11 protein-coding genes are annotated in these 20,071 nt (G+C 53.3%); 8 read left to right on the top strand and 3 right to left on the bottom strand.

Going from position 1 to position 20,071, the window contains the following annotated elements:
• The 8 genes from EJP87_RS05475 to EJP87_RS05440 all read left to right on the top strand — a co-directional run.
• On the top strand, positions 1 to 8,137 hold an 8,137-nt coding region (locus tag EJP87_RS05475; protein WP_130470853.1), incomplete at its 5' end, for an O-linked N-acetylglucosamine transferase family protein.
• Positions 8,112 to 9,632 carry a hypothetical protein gene (locus EJP87_RS05470; RefSeq protein ID WP_130470852.1) on the top strand — a complete coding sequence of 507 codons (1,521 nt, stop codon included), beginning with the start codon at positions 8,112 to 8,114 and terminating at the stop codon, positions 9,630 to 9,632. The genes EJP87_RS05475 and EJP87_RS05470, both read left to right, overlap by 26 nt.
• 58 nt (positions 9,633 to 9,690) lie before the next feature.
• A complete protein-coding gene (locus tag EJP87_RS05465) occupies positions 9,691 to 10,326 on the top strand; it encodes a pseudaminic acid biosynthesis-associated methylase (RefSeq protein ID WP_130470851.1) in 636 nt (211 codons plus the stop codon).
• A gap of 31 nt (positions 10,327 to 10,357) precedes the next feature.
• Positions 10,358 to 12,742, top strand: coding sequence for an N-acetylneuraminate synthase family protein (locus EJP87_RS05460; RefSeq protein ID WP_130470850.1), 2,385 nt, complete (start codon positions 10,358 to 10,360; stop codon positions 12,740 to 12,742).
• Positions 12,743 to 13,065: 323 nt separating this feature from the next.
• A complete protein-coding gene (locus EJP87_RS05455; protein WP_130470849.1) occupies positions 13,066 to 13,758 on the top strand; it encodes an acylneuraminate cytidylyltransferase family protein in 693 nt (230 codons plus the stop codon).
• Entirely contained in the window at positions 13,730 to 14,659 is a 930-nt protein-coding gene (locus tag EJP87_RS05450; protein WP_193771160.1) for an aldo/keto reductase, read from the top strand. The genes EJP87_RS05455 and EJP87_RS05450 overlap by 29 nt, the downstream gene beginning before the upstream one ends.
• Before the next feature lie 163 nt (positions 14,660 to 14,822).
• Positions 14,823 to 15,032 carry a hypothetical protein gene (locus EJP87_RS05445; RefSeq protein ID WP_130470847.1) on the top strand — a complete coding sequence of 70 codons (210 nt, stop codon included), beginning with the start codon at positions 14,823 to 14,825 and terminating at the stop codon, positions 15,030 to 15,032.
• A 9-nt stretch (positions 15,033 to 15,041) separates the two neighbouring features.
• Positions 15,042 to 15,263, top strand: a complete 222-nt coding sequence (locus EJP87_RS05440; protein WP_130470846.1) for a hypothetical protein — start codon at positions 15,042 to 15,044, stop codon at positions 15,261 to 15,263.
• A 275-nt stretch (positions 15,264 to 15,538) separates the two neighbouring features.
• Here the strand turns inward: EJP87_RS05440 and EJP87_RS18795 are convergent, their stop codons facing one another.
• From EJP87_RS18795 to EJP87_RS05425, 3 genes are all read right to left on the bottom strand, one after another.
• A complete protein-coding gene (locus EJP87_RS18795) occupies positions 15,539 to 17,668 on the bottom strand; it encodes a glycosyltransferase family protein (RefSeq protein ID WP_193771159.1) in 2,130 nt (709 codons plus the stop codon).
• Between the two features lie 88 nt (positions 17,669 to 17,756).
• Positions 17,757 to 18,944: a Rossmann-fold NAD(P)-binding domain-containing protein gene (locus EJP87_RS05430; protein WP_130470844.1), complete on the bottom strand. Its 1,188-nt coding sequence runs from the start codon at positions 18,942 to 18,944 to the stop codon at positions 17,757 to 17,759.
• A 39-nt stretch (positions 18,945 to 18,983) separates the two neighbouring features.
• Entirely contained in the window at positions 18,984 to 19,748 is a 765-nt protein-coding gene (locus EJP87_RS05425) for an SDR family oxidoreductase (protein WP_193771158.1), read from the bottom strand.
• Positions 19,749 to 20,071: the final 323 nt, after the last annotated feature.

Below are 20,071 nucleotides of genomic sequence, written 5' to 3'. Positions count from 1 at the left end.
GCAACCCAACAATCCCACCTTCCTCAACAACCTCGGTATCGTTTACTCCTCCCTGGGACAACGAGAAAAGGCGATTGAATGCTACCGTAACGCTATCGCTGCCCAACCCAATTTTTATATGGCCCTCGGCAATCTGGGCGGCATGCTCGCCGACTTGAATCAATTTGCTGAAGCCATCATCTATTATCAAAAGGCGCTGCAAGCCAAGCCCGAAAGCTGCGAAGTGCTCAACAGCCTGGGCAACGTCTTGGTGCGCAGCAACCAACATGCTGCTGCCATCGAATGTTACCAAAAGGTGCTCGCTCTGCAACCCGGTCATGCCGATGCCTATAACGGCTTGGCAACCGTGATGCGCGAACAAGGCAATCTCGAACAATCCATCGCCTTCTATAAAAAAGGGCTTGAGCTGCATCCCGATCATTATGGCCTCTATAATGGCCTGGGTTCGACCTTACTGGTGCAAGGCAAACCACTGGATGCCATCGAGGCCTATCAGCAAGCGATTAACAAATATCCCGATCAGGCCAATGCCTACCATAATGTCGGCAATGTTCTCCGTGATTTGGGCCGTCTCAACGAAGCGATTGAATATCACCAAAAGGCCCTCTCCCTCAACCCAAGCCTCTATCAGACCCATAACAGTCTGGGTAATGTCTATCAAGAGCAGGGACAACTGGAGCAGGCCATCGCCTGTTACCAGAAAGCCCTCTCCATCTACCCCAATGATACCGACACCTTGAGCAATTTGGCTCTCATCCTCACCGATCTGAATCGCTGGGATGAATCCCTGACCTGCTATCAAAAAGCGGCTGCACTGGCTCCTGAAAAGGTCACTCTGCATTGTGATGTGCTCAATCAATTGTTGCATCTGGCTGAATGGCAGGATATTCCGGCGCGTTACCAGCAGATGATGCAGGTTTTCCACTCCGGTCGGGGTGAAGCCAGCCCTTTTGTGATGCTCGCCCTGCCCTGCACTGCCCCGGAGCAGCGGGAAAATGCCGAGCGCTATATGCGCAACAAATATCCAGCCCGTGCCGATCTGGCCGCCGAGCATCCCCGCCGCTTTGGCGAACGCATCAAGGTTGGCTATTTTTCCTCGGATTTTCAAAACCATCCGGTCGCCTATCTGACCGCCGAACTCTTTGAGTTGCACGATCGCAGCCGTTTTGAGATCTATGCCTACTCCTTTGGCCCCGATGATGGCCGGGAGATGCGTCGCCGCATCATGGCCTCTGCCGACCATTTTGTTGATCTGCGTCCCCTCTCCCATGAAGCCTCGGCCCAACGCATTGTTGCCGATGGTATCCATATTTTGATCGATCTCAACGGTTTTACCAAACATGCCCGCCTGCAGGTTTTGGCCATGCACCCGGCCCCCATACAAATCACCTGGCTGGGCTATCTGGGCACCCTGGGCGCCCCCTTTATCGATTATCTGCTGACCGATCATTTTATCACCCCACCCGGCAGCGAACCCTATTATACCGAAAAGCTCCTGCGCCTGCCGGAGTGCTTTCAACCGAACGATCGGCAACGCAATATTGCAGAGATCACCCCAACCCGTCTGCAACGTGGTCTGCCCGAACAGGGATTTCTCTTTGCCAGCTTTAACAAAGTCTATAAAATCAATCCCGACATCTTCACCGTCTGGATGAATATTCTCCGCCGCACTCCCGGATCTGTGCTCTGGCTGGTGGCGGAAAATCAACGTGTGGAGAGCAATCTGCGCCGGGAGGCCGCCGCTCGCGGCGTCGAGCCAACCCGCCTCTATTTTGTACCCAAAATGGCCCTGGCCGACTATCTGGCCAACTATCGTCTGGTGGATCTGGTCCTCGACACCCACCCCTACAACTCCGGCACCACCGCCAGCAATGCCCTCTGGGCCGGTTGTCCCATGCTCACCTGCGCCGGTGATACCTTTGTCTCCCGCCAGGCTGGCAGTCTGCTGCGCAATGTCGGCCTGAGCGAACTGGTCTGCCACTCCATGGCCGAATATGAAGAGGTGGCGGTTAAATTTTATCATCATCCCGAGCAGTTGCTGGCCATCCGCCACCGGTTGCAGGCCAATCTGCTCACCTCACCGCTCTTTGACTCCCCGCGCTTTACCCGCCATCTGGAAAGCGCCTACCAATTGGTTATGCAACGCTATCTGCAAGCTCTGCCTCCCGACCATATCTCGGTTCCAGCGCTGCCGCCAGAAGCAATTGTCAGCCAAAAACCCACAACAAACCAAAACTCTGGCCAGGCTGTGGCACCCCCTGCAGCAGCCCCTGCAGCCGTGGCAGTGGTAACAGCAGCTCCTGCCGTCGCCGCAGCACCGACACCGGCTCCTTCCCCAGCCGATCTGCTGTTCCAGCAAACCATCCTTCTGCAGCGGCAAAATCGCCTGCCGGAAGCGATAGCCTGCTGCCAAAAATTGTTGGAGCTGCGTCCAGAACATGTCGAATTTTTCCATCTGCTGGGCCATCTCTATTTTCAATCGGGAGAGCCTCAAAAAGCGGTCATCTGGATTCGCAAAGCCTGCCAACTGCGTCCCGATCAACCGGTCTTTTGGCAAAATCTGGGTATCATTCTCTCCGGCCTGAACGAGCTTGATGAGGCCATCCACTGTTTCCGCCAGGTTTTGGCATTGCAACCCAACCAGCACGAAGCGCTGCATCATTTGGGTAATCTGTTGCGCATGCAGGGCAAAATCAATGAAGCCATCCACTGTCTGCAACAGGCTTTGGCGATGCAACCAGACCTCTTTGAGGTGCATAACAGTTTGGGTAATTTGCTGCTCGCTGCCGGACGCCCACAAGAGGCTATCGCCAGCTATCAACAAGCGGTGACTCTGCAGCCCAACCACCAGAACGCCTATACCAATCTGGGCAATGTTCTGCTCGATCAAGGCCGGATCGAGGAGGCGATTCAGTGCTATCAAAAGGCCCTGGCCATCCAACCCACCCTCTGCGAAGCCCATAATGGGATGGGCAATGCCCTGAAAGAGGCGAGAAAGCTGGATGAAGCCATCGCCTGTTTCCATCGGGCACTGAGCATCAATCCCGCGCATGTCGCCTCCTACCATAATCTGGGGGTCACCCTGCAACTGCGTGGTGATCTGGAAGAGGCGATTGCCTGCTATCGCAAAGCGCTGGCCGTGCAGCCCAATTCGCACGAAACCTACAACAATTTGGGCTCTGCACTGGCCTCGCAAGCGCGCACCAATGAGGCCATTGCCTGTTATCAAAAGGCCATCGAGCTCTATCCCCACTTTTGCTCCGCCTATGGCAATATCGGTATCGCACTGCAACGTGATGAACGGTTGGAAGAGGCGGTGGAATATTATCGCAAAGCCTTGGCCATCAACCCACAGGACAAAGCCTCTTTGAGCAATCTGGGTTTTGCCCTGCAACTGTTGGGAGATGTGGAGCAATCCATCGCCTGTTATCAACAGGTGCTCGACAACTCTCCCAACGATCCCGAAGCACATGGCTCCGTTTTGCACCAAATGTTGCACATCTGCGACTGGCACGATTTTTATGGCCGTTTTGCGCGGATGATGGCCGCCTTCCATGCCGGGCAAGGCTCCATCAATCCTTTTATCATGCTCTCCCTGCCGACCACCCCGGAAGAGCAGTTGCAGTGTGCCATCCTCTCTTCCGACAACAAATATGGCATTCGCCGCAACATGGCCGCCAGCCGTGTCTACGACCTGACTCCGCCGCGTCTGAAAATCGGCTATTTTTCCTGTGACTATCAGGATCATGCCACAACCCACCTGATGGCCGAACTCTTTGAAATCCATGATCGGCAACGGGTGGAGACCATCGCCTACTCCTATGGACAGGATGATGGACAAACCATGCGTCGGCGGATCATTGCCGCCAGCGACAGTTTTGTCGATCTGCGTCTGCTCTCGCACCAGGATGCCGCACAGCGCATCCTCGATGATGGGGTACATATTTTGGTGGAGATGAAAGGCTATACCAAAGATTCCAGACTGGAGGTGCCGGCTCTGCGCCCGGCTCCCATTCAGGTCTCCTGGTTGGGCTATCCCGGCACTGTCGGAGCCGATTTTATCGATTATGTCCTCTCCGATCCCTTTGTCTCTCCGCCAGAGTGTGCCAGCCACTTTACCGAAAAAATCGTTCGTCTGGATAGCTGCTATCAACCCAATGATCGCAAGCGCGCCATCGCTCCCCGCACCCCAACCCGCAAAGAGTGCGGCCTGCCAGAAGAGGGGTTTCTCTTCGTCTGCTTCAATAAAAATTATAAAATCAATCCGCCCATCTTTGACATCTGGATGCGCCTGCTGCGCGCAACACCCGGCAGTCTGCTCTGGTTGTTTGAGGCCAATCAATGGGTGGTCACCAATATTCGCCGGGAGGCCCAAGAACGGGGTGTGGATCCCGATCGCATCTATTTTGCCCCCAAAATGCCCGCGCCACTGCATCTGGCCCGCTACCGTTTGGCCGATCTGGTTCTCGACAGCTATCCCTACACCTCGCACACCACCGGCAGTGATGCGTTATGGGCGGCAGCCCCCCTCATCACCTATGCCGGACAAAGTTTTGCCTCGCGGGTGGCCGGCAGTCTGCTCTCCTATGTCGGTTTGCCAGAACTGGTCACCTTCACCCTGGAAGATTATGAAGCCCTGGCCATGGAGCTGGCACACGCACCAGAGCGGTTGGCGGAGATAAAAGCCAAATTGCAGCGCAATCTGCCCACCGCCCCGCTTTTTGACACTCCACGTTTTGCCCGCAGCCTGGAAAAATCCTACGCAATGATGTGGGAACGCTATCGCGCTGGCCTGGCTCCCGATCATATTGATGTGCGCGTAGAGGAGTTTCCTGCTGTGGTGATGCCGCAAGCAACACGCATCCTCACCCCGGCAGGCACACCTGCCCGCTCGACGGCAGCGCAACCCGCTCCCGGCAAATCGGTGGCACCCTCTGTGCAACCTGCCGCACCCACTCCACCCACTGTTGGCAAAACTGCGGCGCCCTCTGTGGCAGCATCTCCGACGACACCACCGGCTCTGCCCACAGCAAAACCCGGCAGCCCAGCCACTCCTCCTCTGCCCGCAGACCCCTCTCTGTCGGTTGCACAATTGATGGAACAGTATAATGCGGCGCTCAAAGCCAGTGATTGGCAGTTGGCTGCACGCATGCTGGAACCGTTGGCACAGATGCACCCGGACAATCCACAGGTACAGCACCAGGCTCTGGTTCTCTTCAAACGGGTCAACAATAATGCTGCCATGCTCCAGGCTGCCAAGCGGGTATGGGCCCTCAACCCAGCCCATTTTAACGCCTATCAGGAGTTGATCAACGATTGCCAATCCCGTCAGGATCGCGCCGGAGAGTTGGCGCTGCGTCTGGCTTGGGCACGTCGCCATCCCCGCGAGGTGCCGACCGCCTATCATCTGCAAGAGGTCTATATGGCCCTCTGCCTGTTGTTGCTGGCGCCCCTGGAAGAGGAGACTGTGCGTCAGGTGGAAGAGCTGCAACAGTTGACCCGTACCATCATGCAGGCACAACCAGTCCAAGAGGGGGATGAGCTCTATCACAGTTGTCAATTCTATCGCGCCTCCATCGAGGCGGTGAACATGCAGGCGGTTGTGCAACCTCTGCCCCCGCTTCCCGTACAAGCAGCTTTGCCCTTTGTCAGTGCCAGTGGTCAACCCATGGATTGGGAGCAGTTGCGTGCCCTGGCCAATCGTCTGCAGAGTCGTATTCTCTTCTATACCGCCGCCGACGCCCATTATATCCGCGAGCATGCCCGTCGCTTTGCCGCCTCCATCTTGCGCAACTGTGATCTTCCCTGCCTGATCCTGATTCATGTGATCGGCGGCAGCAATAATCTTGCTGCCTGGGCCAGCACTGTCGGTATTGATGATCCGCGTCTGCTCTTTACTGGTGACAGTTTTGATCCCGCCTCGGTGCAAGCCATCACCTGGAAGATCAACGAGCCCAAACCTTTTCGCACTCCGCTGGTCTATTTTCAATCGGCCCGCTTCCTCTATCTGAGCTCTCTGCTCGAACAGCTCAATCTGCCGATCCTGGCCAGCGATATCGATCAACTGCTGCAGCGCGGCGTGGCCGATCTCCTGGAGCAGTTTCCCAGCCATGATGTGATCTTCTATGAGGTGCTGCGTAACCATAAAATTGCCGATCGCTTTATCGCCGGTCTGCTCTTGCTCTTTCCCACTGCACCCGGCAAGCTCTTTGCCTCATTCTTCCGCTACTACATGGAATGGGCCCTCCAGGATGCGGAGAAAAAAGGCTATTGCGCCTATTTTATGGATCAAACCGCCCTGCTCTTGGCCCGTCACCATCTGCTGCGCATGAGTCGCCCGCAACTGGGATATTTTGATTTTTATGACATCAACGAGGATATGTATCGCAGCTTTATCGCCACTCCCTTCCGTTTTTTCACCCTCTACTCCGGCTTTGACATGCAGTCGCTGCCCGCGGCGTTGCTGGATCCCGCTGCTGCCATAGCGGCAGCCCCTCTTCCCACAGTTGCTGAACAGTTTACCCAGGCCAATGCCCTGCGCAATCAGGATAAACCACAGGCCGCACTCGCCCTTTATGAGCGTTTGCTGCTCAGTGATCCCAACCATGTGGAGGCTCTGATCCATTCGGCACTGTTGCAAGCGCGACTCGGACAGATCTCTCTGGCGCTGCAACGACTGCTCCTGGCCAGACAGATCGCCCCAGGCCGCAACGATTGGCCAAGCATCCTGCAGCCGATCATGCTCCATGCCATCGAGCTCTATAATGTTGCCTTGAAAAACAGTGCGCTGCCACAGGCCGCTGCCCTGATTGCGCCCCTGGCCGAGCTCAATCCCGACAATCGCGCCATGCAGGAACAGGCCTTTGTGGTGTTGGAAAGAGTGGCCGATAAAGAGGCTCTGTTGCGCGCGGCCAAACGGCTGCTCCTGGTCAATCCCAGCCATTTTTCTGCCCATCAGGTGGTGGTTGACGACTGTATTGCCCGCCAGGATCGGCAAGCAGAGATTGCGCAACGCATTCGTCTGGCACGGCTGCAACCTTCGGCCATTCCTCCAGCCTTCCGACTGCAGGAAATTTATATGGCCATCAGCACACTGTTGCTGAATAAACTCGATCCGGCCGAGCAGCCTCTGATCGATGAGTGGCGCGCGCTGGCCAAAGAGATTCTGCAGCACAACCCTGTGCCGGAGAGTGATCCTCTCTATCGTGATACCATGTTGTATGCGGTCTCCATTGAGGCGATCAACTCTCTGGCGCTGATTCAACCTCTGCCGACTGCTCCTCCCTGGCCAAGCCTGCAATTTGCCCAGGCGGATGGCAAAGCGATAGAGTTAAAAACCATTCGCAGCCGGATTACCAAGCGCAAAGTGGAGATCATCTTCTATTGCGCCGCCGATCCGGTATATGTCCGCCGCCATGCCCGCCGCTATATCCAATCCTTGATCCGCTCCTGTGATCTCTCTTTTCTGGTGATCATCCAGGTAATCGGCGGCAAAGAGCTGTTACCGGAGTTGGGAGCAGAGATTGCCATCGCGGATGATCGTCTGCTTTTGGCTGCCGATCAATTTGATCCCGCTTCCATCCAGGCCTATACCTGGCGCAACAGCGAAGCCAAACCGATCCATTCACCGCTGGTCTACTATCAATCGGCACGTTTTCTCTCCTTGGGCAATCTGTTGGAACTGTTCCAACGTCCTGTGATCACCACCGACATCGACCAGCTTTTGCAACGCGGCATGCGTGATCTGCTGGAGCGTACTGCCGGTCAGGATGTCATTTTTCATGAACGGCCACGGGGCGTCAAACTGGCTGATCGCCTGATTGCCAACCTGCTTTTGGTCTATCCCAGCGCGGTCGGCCAGCTCTTTGCCCGTTTCATGCGCCACTATCTGGAATGGGCCATCCAGGATGCGGAACAACGGGGCTCCTATCCCTATTTTCTCGATCAAAGCGCTTTGGTGATGGCCCGGCAACATCTGTGGCAGATGAGTGAACCCAAAATTGCGGCCTTTGAACGCATGGATATCAATACCGGCATGTTCGGCTCCTATCAGCCGAATGATTTTCGCTTTTTCTCCTTCTATTCCGGATTTGACATGAGCTCTCTCCCGGATGGTGAAGGCAAAACTCACTCTTGAATGGCAAAACATGGATATTGGTAGAGAGTTACAGCTTCCCGGTTTTTTGAAGACCAACGTCGTACCGGTTGAATTGAATTTTTATGGTGCGGCCAAGATGGTGGCCGATCGCCTGGGTATTGTCGATCCCCCCACCAGCTATGTCAGTTGGACCCATGGCTGGCGACAGGATTTGCTGCGTGCTGACCAGTTGGCCTGCGATGCCCATATCGGCCTGCCCAGCCATCCCGATGGCAAATTTATTATTCCCGCTGATCGTCGCCGCCCCTATCTGGTGGCCACCAAAGCTATCGAAAAGCTGTTGCAGGATGCGGGCTATGAGGATACCCGCGCTGTCGGACTCCCTTTCAGCTATATTGAGCACAATCCCGCCGCGCAACGCATTCCCGGTTCGCTGCTGGTGATGCCGACCCATGTGCTGGTCAACATGGAGGGCAGGGCCGATGAGATCGAATATCTGGAATATATTCGCTCCATCGCTCCACAGTTCAAACGGGTAATTTTCTGCATCAATCTGGCCTGCCTGGCCAATGGCATGTGGCTGGACAATCTCAATAAATATGGCTTCGATTATGTTTTTGGCGCCGGCTTGATGGATCAAAATGCCCTGTTTCGCATGCGCCATCTCTTCGATAGCGTCGAATATATGACCTCCAACGGTATTGGCTCCCATTTTGTCTATGCCGGTCTGTGTGGGGTGAAGGTCTCTCTGTCCGGGCCGCTGGATAACTATCGCTGGAATCAACACCAGAATGAACCCGCCTGGCAGGATCCGGTCGAGCGGGAAAAATTAATCCTCTCGGCCAGCATGTATCAACATGATTTTCTGCGCAATAAATATCCCTGGCTCTATGTAGAACCGGAGCAGGGGCAGGAGTGTGTGGAGTGGGCCAAAGAGGAGATTGGTTTTGCCAACAGAGTCTCCTTCGAGGAGTTGGCCATTCTTTTTGGCTGGCGCCAGCGCAGCGTCTCACCGGTCGATCAACTTTTCAACAGCTTTGTGCAGTTGGACGAAGCCAATGATCTCAATGCTCTGGTGGAGCATTTTCACACAATTCCCTATCATCCGGGCAATATGGTTGCCCTTTTGCTGCGTCTCTTGCCCAGCAACCGTATACGGGTTGCTTATATTTTGGCCATGCTGCTGCATAAACGGGAGTGTCGGCATGTTGCTGTAGCCTTTGCACAATCTGTCGGTGGTGCCCTGTTCCACAATCAGGCTGAAATGGCTCTTGGTCTTGCTCTGTTGCCAGAGCTGCTGGCCGCCTGGTCTCCTGACCAACAATATCTCTTTCAGCAACAGATCGGCAAACCGGTTTTAAGCCGATCCCTGGCCTTGGCCATACAACAAGGGCAACTTCTGCTGCTGCAACAGCTCTTGCTTATCACCAAAAGCTGTATGCCGATGCCCGGCGCTCTTGCTGACCCTGCTGCCTGGGCCAACCCAAACAGTGCTCTGCAACAGGCACAACTGTTGCTACAAAGTTGGCAATAGCCATGCGACAGAGTGCCAATCACTCTTACTCTCTTTTCTTGCGAAGAAAGCACACCTTATGAATCAGCCTGCACCAACATCACAAATCGAGTTCTGGCGTGGCGAATTTGGCCATCACTATATTGGTCGCAACGATGCCAATCCGACCATTTTGCGTTCGCTGGTCGCTTTGTGGACACGTATTCTGCATTCCATGCAGGGTGCTCCGCCGCAATCGATCCTGGAGGTGGGCTGCAACATCGGCAAAAATCTCCGTGCCTTGCGCTCTGTCACCGGGGCAAAGTTGCTTGCTGTCGAACCCAATTCGGAAGCCCGCCAGATTGTTTTGAGTGATCGGGTACTGGAAGCCGCTGATCTTTACGATGCCACCTCTTCTGCCCTCCCTTTCGCCGATGGGCAATGTGATCTGGTTTTTACCAATACTGTGTTGATCCATGTGCACCCGGACAATCTGGAACAATCCTATCGGGAGATCTATCGGGTCTCTGGGCGTTATATTGTCACCATCGAATATTTTTCCGACAAACTGGAGAGCATCAACTATCGCGGCCATGATAATATGCTGTTCAAGCGCGATTTTGGTGGCTTGTGGTTGGATCTCTATCCCAATCTGCGTCTGCTCGATTATGGTTTTGCCTGGAAACGTCTGACCCAATTGGACAATGTCACCTGGTGGGCCTTTGAAAAATGTTGATCTCTTTTAAGCTCTGCTGGACATTTTAATCATGGACAAAAAAGCAATCATCCTGGGTGCCGGTCCCACAGGTTTGGTGTTGGCCTGGAAGCTGCTCGAAAATGGCTGGCAGGTTGATCTCTATGAAAAAAACCAGCGGGTTGGCGGCATGTGTCAGACTTGGCCGTGGGGAGAGTTTTTGGTCGATGTCGGGCCACACATCTTTCACACCCCGGAGAGCACTCTGGCAGAGTTTTGGGAAAAGGAGTTTGGCGATCTCTTTGTCAAGGGGGAGTTTCGCTGCAAAAATGTGCAGGGCGAGCAGTTTGATCAATTGTATGACTATCCCATCTCCTGGGAGGGAATTGCGCATTTTCCGGCAGAGATAAAAAAGCAGATCATCACGGAGCTGGAGCAGCGCAATCCGGAGGAGAAAAAGCGGGCCACCACCTATCGGGAATATATGAATGCCGAGGTAGGCCCGACGTTGCGTGAGATGTTTTTTGAGCGTTATCCGCAAAAAATCTGGGGCATTCCCACCGATCGGATGAGCGCCATCTGGGCACCAAAGCGAATTGAATTTCGCCAGAAGATCACCCCCTTCTATCATCAGCAGTGGAATGCGGTCGGCAAATATGGTACCGGCTGCATCTTTGAGCGGATTCTGGAAAAGATCGTGCAATTGGGGGGGCGTTGTCATCTGCAGCACAGTGTGCAGGCCATTGCGCACCAGGAGAATCGTCTGCAGGCTATTCAATTTGCCAACGGCCAGCGTTTGGAGATTGATGCTGAGGATGTGGTGGTTTCCACCTTGCCGATCACTCTCACAGCACAACTATTGGGAGAGCCCAGCGCCTTGCGTTTTCGCGGTATTTGTTCACTGTTTTTTGCCTACAACAGCCCCTCCATCCTCCCGGAGGGGTGTCATTGGCTCTATTATGACTCGCCAAAAGTGCTGTATAACCGCATCACTGAAGCAAAAAAGATGGCCCCGGCGATGGCCCCGGCGGATAAAACCTATTTGACGGCAGAGATTTGTTATGGTGATGAAGATCCTTTGCTGGAGATGCCGCCGCAGCAGTTACTGGATTTGGTAGCAGAGCAGATTGAGATGACCGGACTGGCCTCGCGTTCGTTATTGTTTGACCAGGCCATTCATTGGGAACCGCATGTCTATCCCTTGCAGGAGGTAGGTTTCCAGGAGGAGTTGGCACGCACGCGGGCGGCCATCAGCAAGATTCGTGGCCTCTTTTCCATTGGGGCTGGGGGAGATTTTTTCTATGCTGATGCACAGGTCTTGTTTCATAAAGCTTTCGATCTGGCCGACACCCTGTGCAAAAAGGGCTCTTCGTTAACCCAGGTGTTGCGCAAGCCCCCACGAGTGACTTTGAACAAAGCGGTTACCCTGGGTCAGACAACCATTGGCGATGAGCAGCGGGCCTATATCATTGCCGAGGCTGGGTTGAACCATAATGGCAGTCTGGCCATTGCCAAGCAGTTGGTTGAGCAGGCCAAAGCAGCTGGCTGCGATGCGGTCAAATTTCAGACCTATACGCCGCACAGTCGCATCTCTGGCAAGGTCAAAACCAGCCGTTATGCGGAGCAGATCATCGGTTTGGAAGAGAGCGCTTATGAGATGTTTGCCCGTCTTTCCATGCCTTTCAGCGAGCAGAAGGAGCTGTTTGCTTATGCGCGTCAGTTGGGTATAGAGATTTTTTCCACTCCTTTTGATTTTGCCAGTGTGGATTTTTTGGAATCGCTGGGGGTCTCTTTGTACAAAATCGCCTCCATGGATTTGGTCAATCTTCCTTTGATTGAGGCGGTAGCGGGTACTGGCAAACCGATGATTCTTTCTACCGGCATGTCAACGTTGGCGCAGATTGAGGAGGCGGTAGAGACGGTAGCCAATGCCGGCAACAGCAATCTGATGCTGTTGCATTGCAACTCTGCCTATCCCTCTGCCCCTGGCGAGATGAATTTGCGGGTGATTCAGACTTTGAAGCAGAGTTTTCAGATACCGGTTGGCCTATCGGACCACACCTTTGGCTTGTTTACTGCGCATACGGCTATTGTTTTGGGTGCCAATTTGATTGAGCGCCATTTTACCTTGGATCGCATGTTGGAGGGGCCGGATCATATACTCTCTTCTGAGCCTTGGGAGATGAAAGAGTTGGTAAAGATCAGCCATTTGGTACCAGCGATTTTGGGTTCACCGGTGAAGCGGATTCAACCGACTGAGTATGACACCATCAATGCGCAGCGCAAATCGTTATATGCGGCCTGTGACATTCAGGCTGGGGAGGTTTTGCGTCGGGAGATGGTGACTATCAAAGGTCCTGGTGGTGGTTTATTGCCCAGATATTTGGAGGTGATTGTGGGACGCACGGTGCGTCAGAATATTGAGGCTGATTATCCGATCACTTGGAATGATATATAATTATCAGGGAGCTCCAGGAGGAGATTATCGCCTCCTGGCAGAGGTTTGGAGACGGAGTCTCCAAGGTTTTATCTTTGTAACTATTCAGGTTTGTGCTGGTTCGCCAGCTCTACCCCATGGGGATGCTGTGCGGATTGGCGCAAAAATAGGCACCAATCCGCACAGCTTGCTGCCATTAGGCGCTTAAGCCGACGCAAAAAGCGCGGCGGCTTCAGTAAAAAGCGCGCCAAAAGCAAAAAAAATTAAAAGCAAAATCCCAGGGATTCCATCCCTGGACCCCGTAACAGTTTTTTTCTCTTTGCGCACCAATTAATTGGACTGACATGAATATCTATACCGTCATCCCCGCCCGCGGCGGCAGCAAAAGCATCCCAATGAAAAATATCCGGCCTTTGCACGGCAAACCTCTCCTCCACTACTCCATCCACTATTCACTCTCTTGTCCACTGGTCAAACAAACCATCGTCTCGACCGACTCACCACAAATCGCAGAAATCGCCCAACAAGAGGGCGCACAAGTGCCCTTTCTGCGTCCTGCCCACCTGGCCGAAGATTTAACCCAAGATTTTCCAGTCTTCCAACACGCCCTGCACGAACTGGAAAAAATCTATCAAGAACAGATCGACCTGCTGGTGCTGCTGCGCCCCACCTCCCCATTGCGCCCACCAGGATTAATTGAACAGGCAGTCGCACTGCTGCAACAACACCCACAGGCTACCTCAGTGCGCAGCGTCGCCCCTACCAAAGAGCACCCCTATCGACAATGGCAAGAAGATGGTCCCTTTATCCGTGGCGTCGAAGAGCAGGTTTGGGAACCCTATAATCTGCCGCGACAACTACTGCCCACACGCTATTTTCAAACCGGCGACCTGGAGATGGTACGACGAGAAACACTCCTGGCAGGCTCAATCTCTGGAGCCCGTGTCCTGCCTTTAATCATCGCCCACGAACAGATGGTGGACATCGACCATGAAAGCGACCTGCAAAATGCCGAACGCAGAATCCATAACTCCTGATGCAGCAAACAACGCCCGCTTTTGTCTGGGCACCGTCAAACTGGGAGTGCCCAACTATGGCTTTTCCTCCCCCTCCTCAGCACAACCACTCCCTCCCGCCACCTTCCTGGCCCAGGTGGAAGAGCTGGGTATTCATCGTCTGGACAGCTCTCCCCGCTACGGCAACAGCGAACAAATTCTCGGCGCTTATCTGAAGCAACGCCCAACAGAACAACCCGCACTCTGGATAAGCAGCAAAATCGATCAACTCACCCCCAACAACAAACAAACACCAGCACAGATGCTGGCCAGCGTGCAGCAATCGCTGCAGCGCCTGCACCGCCAACAACTTGATCTCTGCTATCTGCATCAAAATGAACTGGCAATTATCAGCGACCCGGCAGTACATGCTGGCATTGCCCTGCTTAAAGAGCAGCGCCTGATCGACAAGATCGGTGTCTCCCTGTACAGCCATGAAGAGTGCCACTATGCCATCGCATGCGGTTTGTATGACGTGATTCAGATCCCGATCAGTATTTTTGACTTGGGCTTCTACAACCGTTTTGTGCTGCCCAATGGCGCAGGAACAATCCGTTTTGCTGCCCGCTCCTTGCTATTGCAGGGAATATTGGCCAACCGTCAAGAGATTACCACGCGCATCCGTCAGGGCGAAGAGATATTGGCCTATTTGCGGCAGATGGACCATTTGGCCGAGCAGTGGCAGATGGGAACAACCGAAATGGCGGTGCGCTTTGCCTTTTCACTATCGGCAGTTGATCATTTGTTGATTGGCACCCTTTCACTGGCCAATCTGCGCGCCATTTTGCAATGGATTCGCCACCCGTTATCGACGGAACAAATAGCCACCATCAGCCACTTTGCTGCACAAGCAAAGATATGGAGCAATCCAAGAAATTGGTAATATTTACTAACTATTCTCTCAGTTTTAATAATATATCGCCCCAACAAAAACGACATGTTACAATAAAAATAATGATACATATACCCGTTGACAAAAACCATGCCGGATCCTATTATGGATGACAGGCAGACCGACAGGGTGTTTCCCCTTGAGGAGAACGACAATGGACAATAACGAATATGCCAACAAAATGCGAGCCATCTGGCCCGCCTCCATGCACCCGCAAATCACTCAGGCCATGGCATCGCAACTATCCAGCGCGGCTCATGTGACTACAAACAATGGAGTTGCTCTTCCCCCCCTTGCCGAATATGAGACGGCTGTTGCCGCCGGCAAAGCCATCTTTGGCCGTCATACTCCCCCGCAAGCATAGGTTTTCCTGATGTCGATTCTCGAAGATCTCAAGCTCAAGTTCAGACCTGAGCTGCAGAATCTCTTGCAGCAAGATAAGGCCAAGGAGTACCACCTGAACATCAGCGGTTATGTTGTCAACTCATTGCGTTGGCTCGAGACTTCCTACCCGAAACTCTCTCTGTTTGCTGTCTCTGGAGAGGATTCTGCTTCTCCGCAACCTGTTGCCGAAAAGATCTATCTAAATTGGTAAGGTAACTATTCAGGTTCGTGCTGGCGCGCCAGCTCTACCCCCATGGGGATGCTGTGGGCATTGGCGCAAGAAATGCGCGCCAATGCCCACAGCTTGCTTCCATTAGGCGCGCTGCGCCGACGCAAAAAGCGCGTCGGCTTAGTTTGAAAAGCGCGCCAAAGGCAAAAGATTACAAACAAAATCCCAGGGATTCCATCCCTGGACCCGGCCAGGGAGGTGCCCTCCCTGGACCCGCAGTTGTTTTTGGTGGCGAATTGTTACTTTTTATTGATATATTACGGCCATAAAAAGCAATCCAAATATGCAATCAATTTTTCGTCATTATAATGCGCACGCGCAAAGGCACTGCCACACCGCCGAATCTCCTCTGCCCACTCCGGCTCCTCCACCAGCAAACGACAAATCTCCCCTAACCCCCCTACCGACCCAAACTCTAAATAATGCTCGCCAGGCGTAAAATAACAGTGCATCTCTGGCGTATACTCCTGTACCAATAACCCCCCATTCAACGGAACCTCAAAACTGCGATGGGTGACAATACACTGCAAATTGGCCTTCCTGGTCATGTTCATCACCACGGTCGCCTCATGCAATCCACGCTTGTGGCCGCTATAGGTCCGTAACGCCTCCTCACCGCGCGTAAGCTGACAGCGCCCTTGATCAAAATATCCCTGCGCATCCAAAAATCTATGCTGCTGATAAATAATCGGTAAATTTTTCTCCTCCGTCACCAATGGCCAAAAATTGCGATACCAAAACTCTGGATGCAAACGATTGCCAAAATAGCGTAACACCCGAGCAAGCGGCGGATCCGGTGGTCCAAAATATTCCCCATGCGGCAAAGGAGTGCGCAATACCTTGCCCCTAAAGGGTACCTCCTCCCATATCCCCAATAACGGAACATCGGAAAGCCATACCGCATCCAATACCTCTAATATGCCATATACCTTTTCATGAAATTGTAACGGCAGCACATCACCCGGTAAATTTTGATTGATCGTCCAAGCATCCAAAGAAAGCGCCACAATCTTTACATCCGGCAAACGTTCGCGCATCAAAAGCAATAAATCATGTGCCACTTGCCTGCCCTGCATAATTTGATCAAAACGGATGACAAACAGCTCCGCTCGCACCTGCTGACATAACGCAATGGCCTCATACAACTCACTCAACAACCATCCACCATCGCTCTGCTCACTCAAGAGACGCACCGTCACCTGCCAACCATACGCCTGCATCGCCGTTTCCAGACGATAAACTATATAAGAATCAATCATGAACAATACTACTCGTCGCGCCTGTTGCGGCCGCACCGGCAAGGCAAAAGATAAACGTGCCCCACCCCTCTCTGCCGCCAAAGAGCGCAAACTCTCCCGCGTCAACCGCGCAACCTCTCCCTCCTGCGCAAAAACCTCCCCCAACATCGGCACAACCGCCTTGCCAATCTCCAACATCGCCCGATGCAGCTCTTTGTCCGCCTCCGCCTCCTTGGCTTGCAATAACGCTACCATCAGCGGCGCTATCACCATCGTATAGATCTCATTACGCTGCTGATAGGATAAACTCGGCGATAACTCCTGCAACTGGAGCAGACCACGCTGATACTCCCTGCGCATCCCGCGCCATAAACCACCAATACTCAACGCAACACTGATCAACCAATGCCGCTCCTCTACATGATCCAACAAGCGCGCCAACAAAAATGCCGCTTCCAACAACGGCGGCTTGCGCCGCATTAAATCACGCAGCAAACTCAACATCTCACCAATGGCATAACTCTGGGCAACAAAAAGCTGCGTCAAGGCCGCCTCCTTGCCCTGCCCCATCCCCTCCAATGCCACCACCTTCTGTAACAACCCCGAAACCTCTTCCTCCTCCCCCTCTGCAAGCTCCATCGCCTGCACCGACTCCCGTTGAATCCGCTGCCATCCAGACAATAAAGAGGAACTGTTTGCCATACAGGCTAATATATTAATGATTTTTGTTTTATTGTCAGCCGCCAGCCTCTGCCCGGATTTTTGCAGTACCGTGTGCAACAAAGGAAACAGTTGTTCGCGAAAAAAGAGATCGCTCTTCTGCAAAGTGCCATTGTCTATCGCCTCCTGCAACAAGCGCAAACCGATACCCGCTTCCTGCTCCTTGGCAAACGCAATCCCACCCACACTCAAAGCCAATGCTGTCGCAAGACCCAACTCTCCACTGCGCTGCAACATCATCGCCAACAGATAGGCCGCCTTGATCCGCCGCTGTGCCAGCAACTGCTGCAACAGCCTCCGCAACTCCTCAACCAAAAAATTTTGCCCCTGCAAAAATTGGGCAAGGTCAATCAGCCTACCCTCCTCTTCCAGCCGCAAAATCTTTGCCAACACACTCTCTTCATCCATGGCGCTCAACAGAACAAACAAGGTTATTATTTATGTAATATGGTTGCGCAAACCGACAGCGCTTGGCAGCCAGCAACCGCTAACGACAAAAAAGAGCCACCATCCCGCATCAAGCGTGACCTGCTGCCTCTGTCTTACCCATCAAGCGTTGCAAACACTCCACATTGCTCTGATCTGCCTCAGTCCACTGCCGTTTCATATCCCCACAACCATCCGAAATTCCAAACAAGCGCGTCGGCTGCCGATAATTATCGACTATCAAATCCCCAACCAATCCCATATGCCCGCCAGAAATCAAACAGATCCCCTCCGGCAAGACACGTCGCCCCATCTCGTTGGATAAATAGGCCCGATTGCGCTCCATCGCCGCCACCAAACCGTCAATACTGGAGGTAATGTCACAACGATAAATCGGTATTCCCCCCTCGATCGCTCGCCGCACCGCATCCGGATAAAAACAGCCCTTGCCCACATCAATCAATAATCCCCCCTCCTTCAACCCCTGAATCATCGCCCATGGCACCACCGCTTGCCCACTGGTGCAGCCTATAATGGCATCCGCATACAAACAGGCCTGAAAAGGATCTTGATTATAATGCACCGTCGCCAACGTCGAACGCGGCTTGACCAGATTCAATACATCTGCCATCAACATGCCACGCACCATATCGCGACGCACAATCTCTACCGAACTGCCACTCTCTACCAACTTGAGCGCCAACTTGAAACCTATATTGCCAACGCCAATAATTGCAAATTTGCGTCCGCTCAACACCTTAAACCACGAGGTGAGTTGCAGCCACACAGCATCTACAGTGATATCATTTGCCTTAAACTCTTGAAATTTACTCTTCTGCAAAAAACGGGCGCAAGCAGCACTCAAGTTGCCCATCTCGACATAGCTTTTGGTAATCTGCGTATTGGGTGGCAAGGTGATGCCAAATTGCGCCAACAACTCTGCGGAACGTCCATATTGGATGCCAATCTTCTTCTCTGCATCCACCAACACCACATCGGCCAAACCATCCACCAGCGAACAAGCCAGAATGGCCTGACTCTGGGAAAACACCACCACCCCACCAATATGGCCATGCACAATGGAACGAATGGGGGTCAAATAGGGCCAACGCTTTTCAGGAATTTTAACTGTCGAACTGATGGTAAAGATGGCCAGACGGCCACTGCGCTGTGCCAACTCGTGCAACTCGCGGATATGTCTCTCTACCTGGACCATCCACCGTTTGAGATAGTCCAGATCCTCCTCCTGTATCCAGCCTGCCTCGCCCTCTGTCTCCACTTTGCCAACCTCGTCTATCCAACTGGAGAGCAAAAAAAACTACCAGGAGAGTCTGCCACCATCAATGATCAGATTCTGCCCGGTCATGTAACGTGACTCGTCACTGGCCAGAAAAACAGCCGCACCATTCAACTCCTCTTCCTGCCCCATGCGCGCCATGGGTACACCACGACTATAGTTACCAACAAAATCTTCACCTTGCTGGTTAAAAATACCACCCGGACTGATACAGTTGACCCGTATCCCAAAGGGCGCCAAATGCACAGCAAAATAGCGGGTCATCATGATAATACCCGCTTTCGAGGCGCTGTAACATTCAGAATTTTTGCGGCCACAATCGGTATAAATGCGTGGATCGCTGCTCACCTCTCCATAGATGGAGCCCAGATTGATGATGCTGCCCCCTCTTCCCTGCTGGCGCATCAACTGCGCTGCCTGTTGAATACACAGAAAGGTTCCCCCCGTATTCACCCGCAACACCCGCATAAAATCTTCAAAACTACGCTCTTCAAAGGGGGTAAAAACCGCAATGCCCGCGTTATTGATCACAATATCCAAAGCAGCCGAAACCTGCTTGATCTCCGCCATCGCCTCCTGCACCGATTGCGGCTCCCCGACATCCAGTGCCAGAGCATGATGCGACGCCCCCCGATGCGGCAACTCTTCCGCCACCTGCTGACAACGCTGCCGGTCCAGATCGGTCACCCAAACCTCTGCCCCCTCCAAGGCCAACGCCCGGCAAAATTGCCGACCCAGTTGACCCACTGCCCCGGTCACCATGGCAACCTTACCCTGTAGTCTCACCCCTTTTTCTCCCTGCCTCTCTGAGCTTATAAATCGAACTATTGCGCGCTACGACTGTGGCGATGCGGAGCCATTGCCTATCGCCAATCTGCTTGACAACTCTCACTGCATACTGCGCCCGCAGCGCCACTGCTGACGATGCAGTTCATCCTCTCTGGTTGGTAACCATTCACCACCCAAAACTATTGCGGGTCCAGGGAGGGCACCTCCCTGGCCGGGTCCAGGGATGGAATCCCTGGGATTTTGCTTTTAATCTTTTAATCTTTTAATCTTTTAATCTTTTAATCTTTTAATCTTTTAATCTTTTAATCTTTTAATCTTTT

The organism is Candidatus Magnetaquicoccus inordinatus (assembly GCF_004217665.1).
Lineage (GTDB): Bacteria > Pseudomonadota > Magnetococcia > Magnetococcales > Magnetaquicoccaceae > Magnetaquicoccus > Magnetaquicoccus inordinatus.
Note: the sequence above shows the minus strand (reverse complement) of the source record. Positions and strands in the feature narration are given on the sequence as shown.

Excerpts from the sequence above, each read along its gene's own strand:
- EJP87_RS05445 (WP_130470847.1), top strand. The coding sequence starts at position 14,823 with ATGGACAATAACGAATATGCCAACAAAATGCGAGCCATCTGGCCCGCC.
- EJP87_RS05460 (WP_130470850.1), top strand. The coding sequence starts at position 10,358 with ATGGACAAAAAAGCAATCATCCTGGGTGCCGGTCCCACAGGTTTGGTG.
- EJP87_RS05465 (WP_130470851.1), top strand. The coding sequence starts at position 9,691 with ATGAATCAGCCTGCACCAACATCACAAATCGAGTTCTGGCGTGGCGAA.
- EJP87_RS05440 (WP_130470846.1), top strand. The coding sequence starts at position 15,042 with ATGTCGATTCTCGAAGATCTCAAGCTCAAGTTCAGACCTGAGCTGCAG.
- EJP87_RS05470 (WP_130470852.1), top strand. The coding sequence starts at position 8,112 with ATGGTGAAGGCAAAACTCACTCTTGAATGGCAAAACATGGATATTGGT.
- EJP87_RS05455 (WP_130470849.1), top strand. The coding sequence starts at position 13,066 with ATGAATATCTATACCGTCATCCCCGCCCGCGGCGGCAGCAAAAGCATC.
- EJP87_RS05450 (WP_193771160.1), top strand. The coding sequence starts at position 13,730 with ATGCCGAACGCAGAATCCATAACTCCTGATGCAGCAAACAACGCCCGC.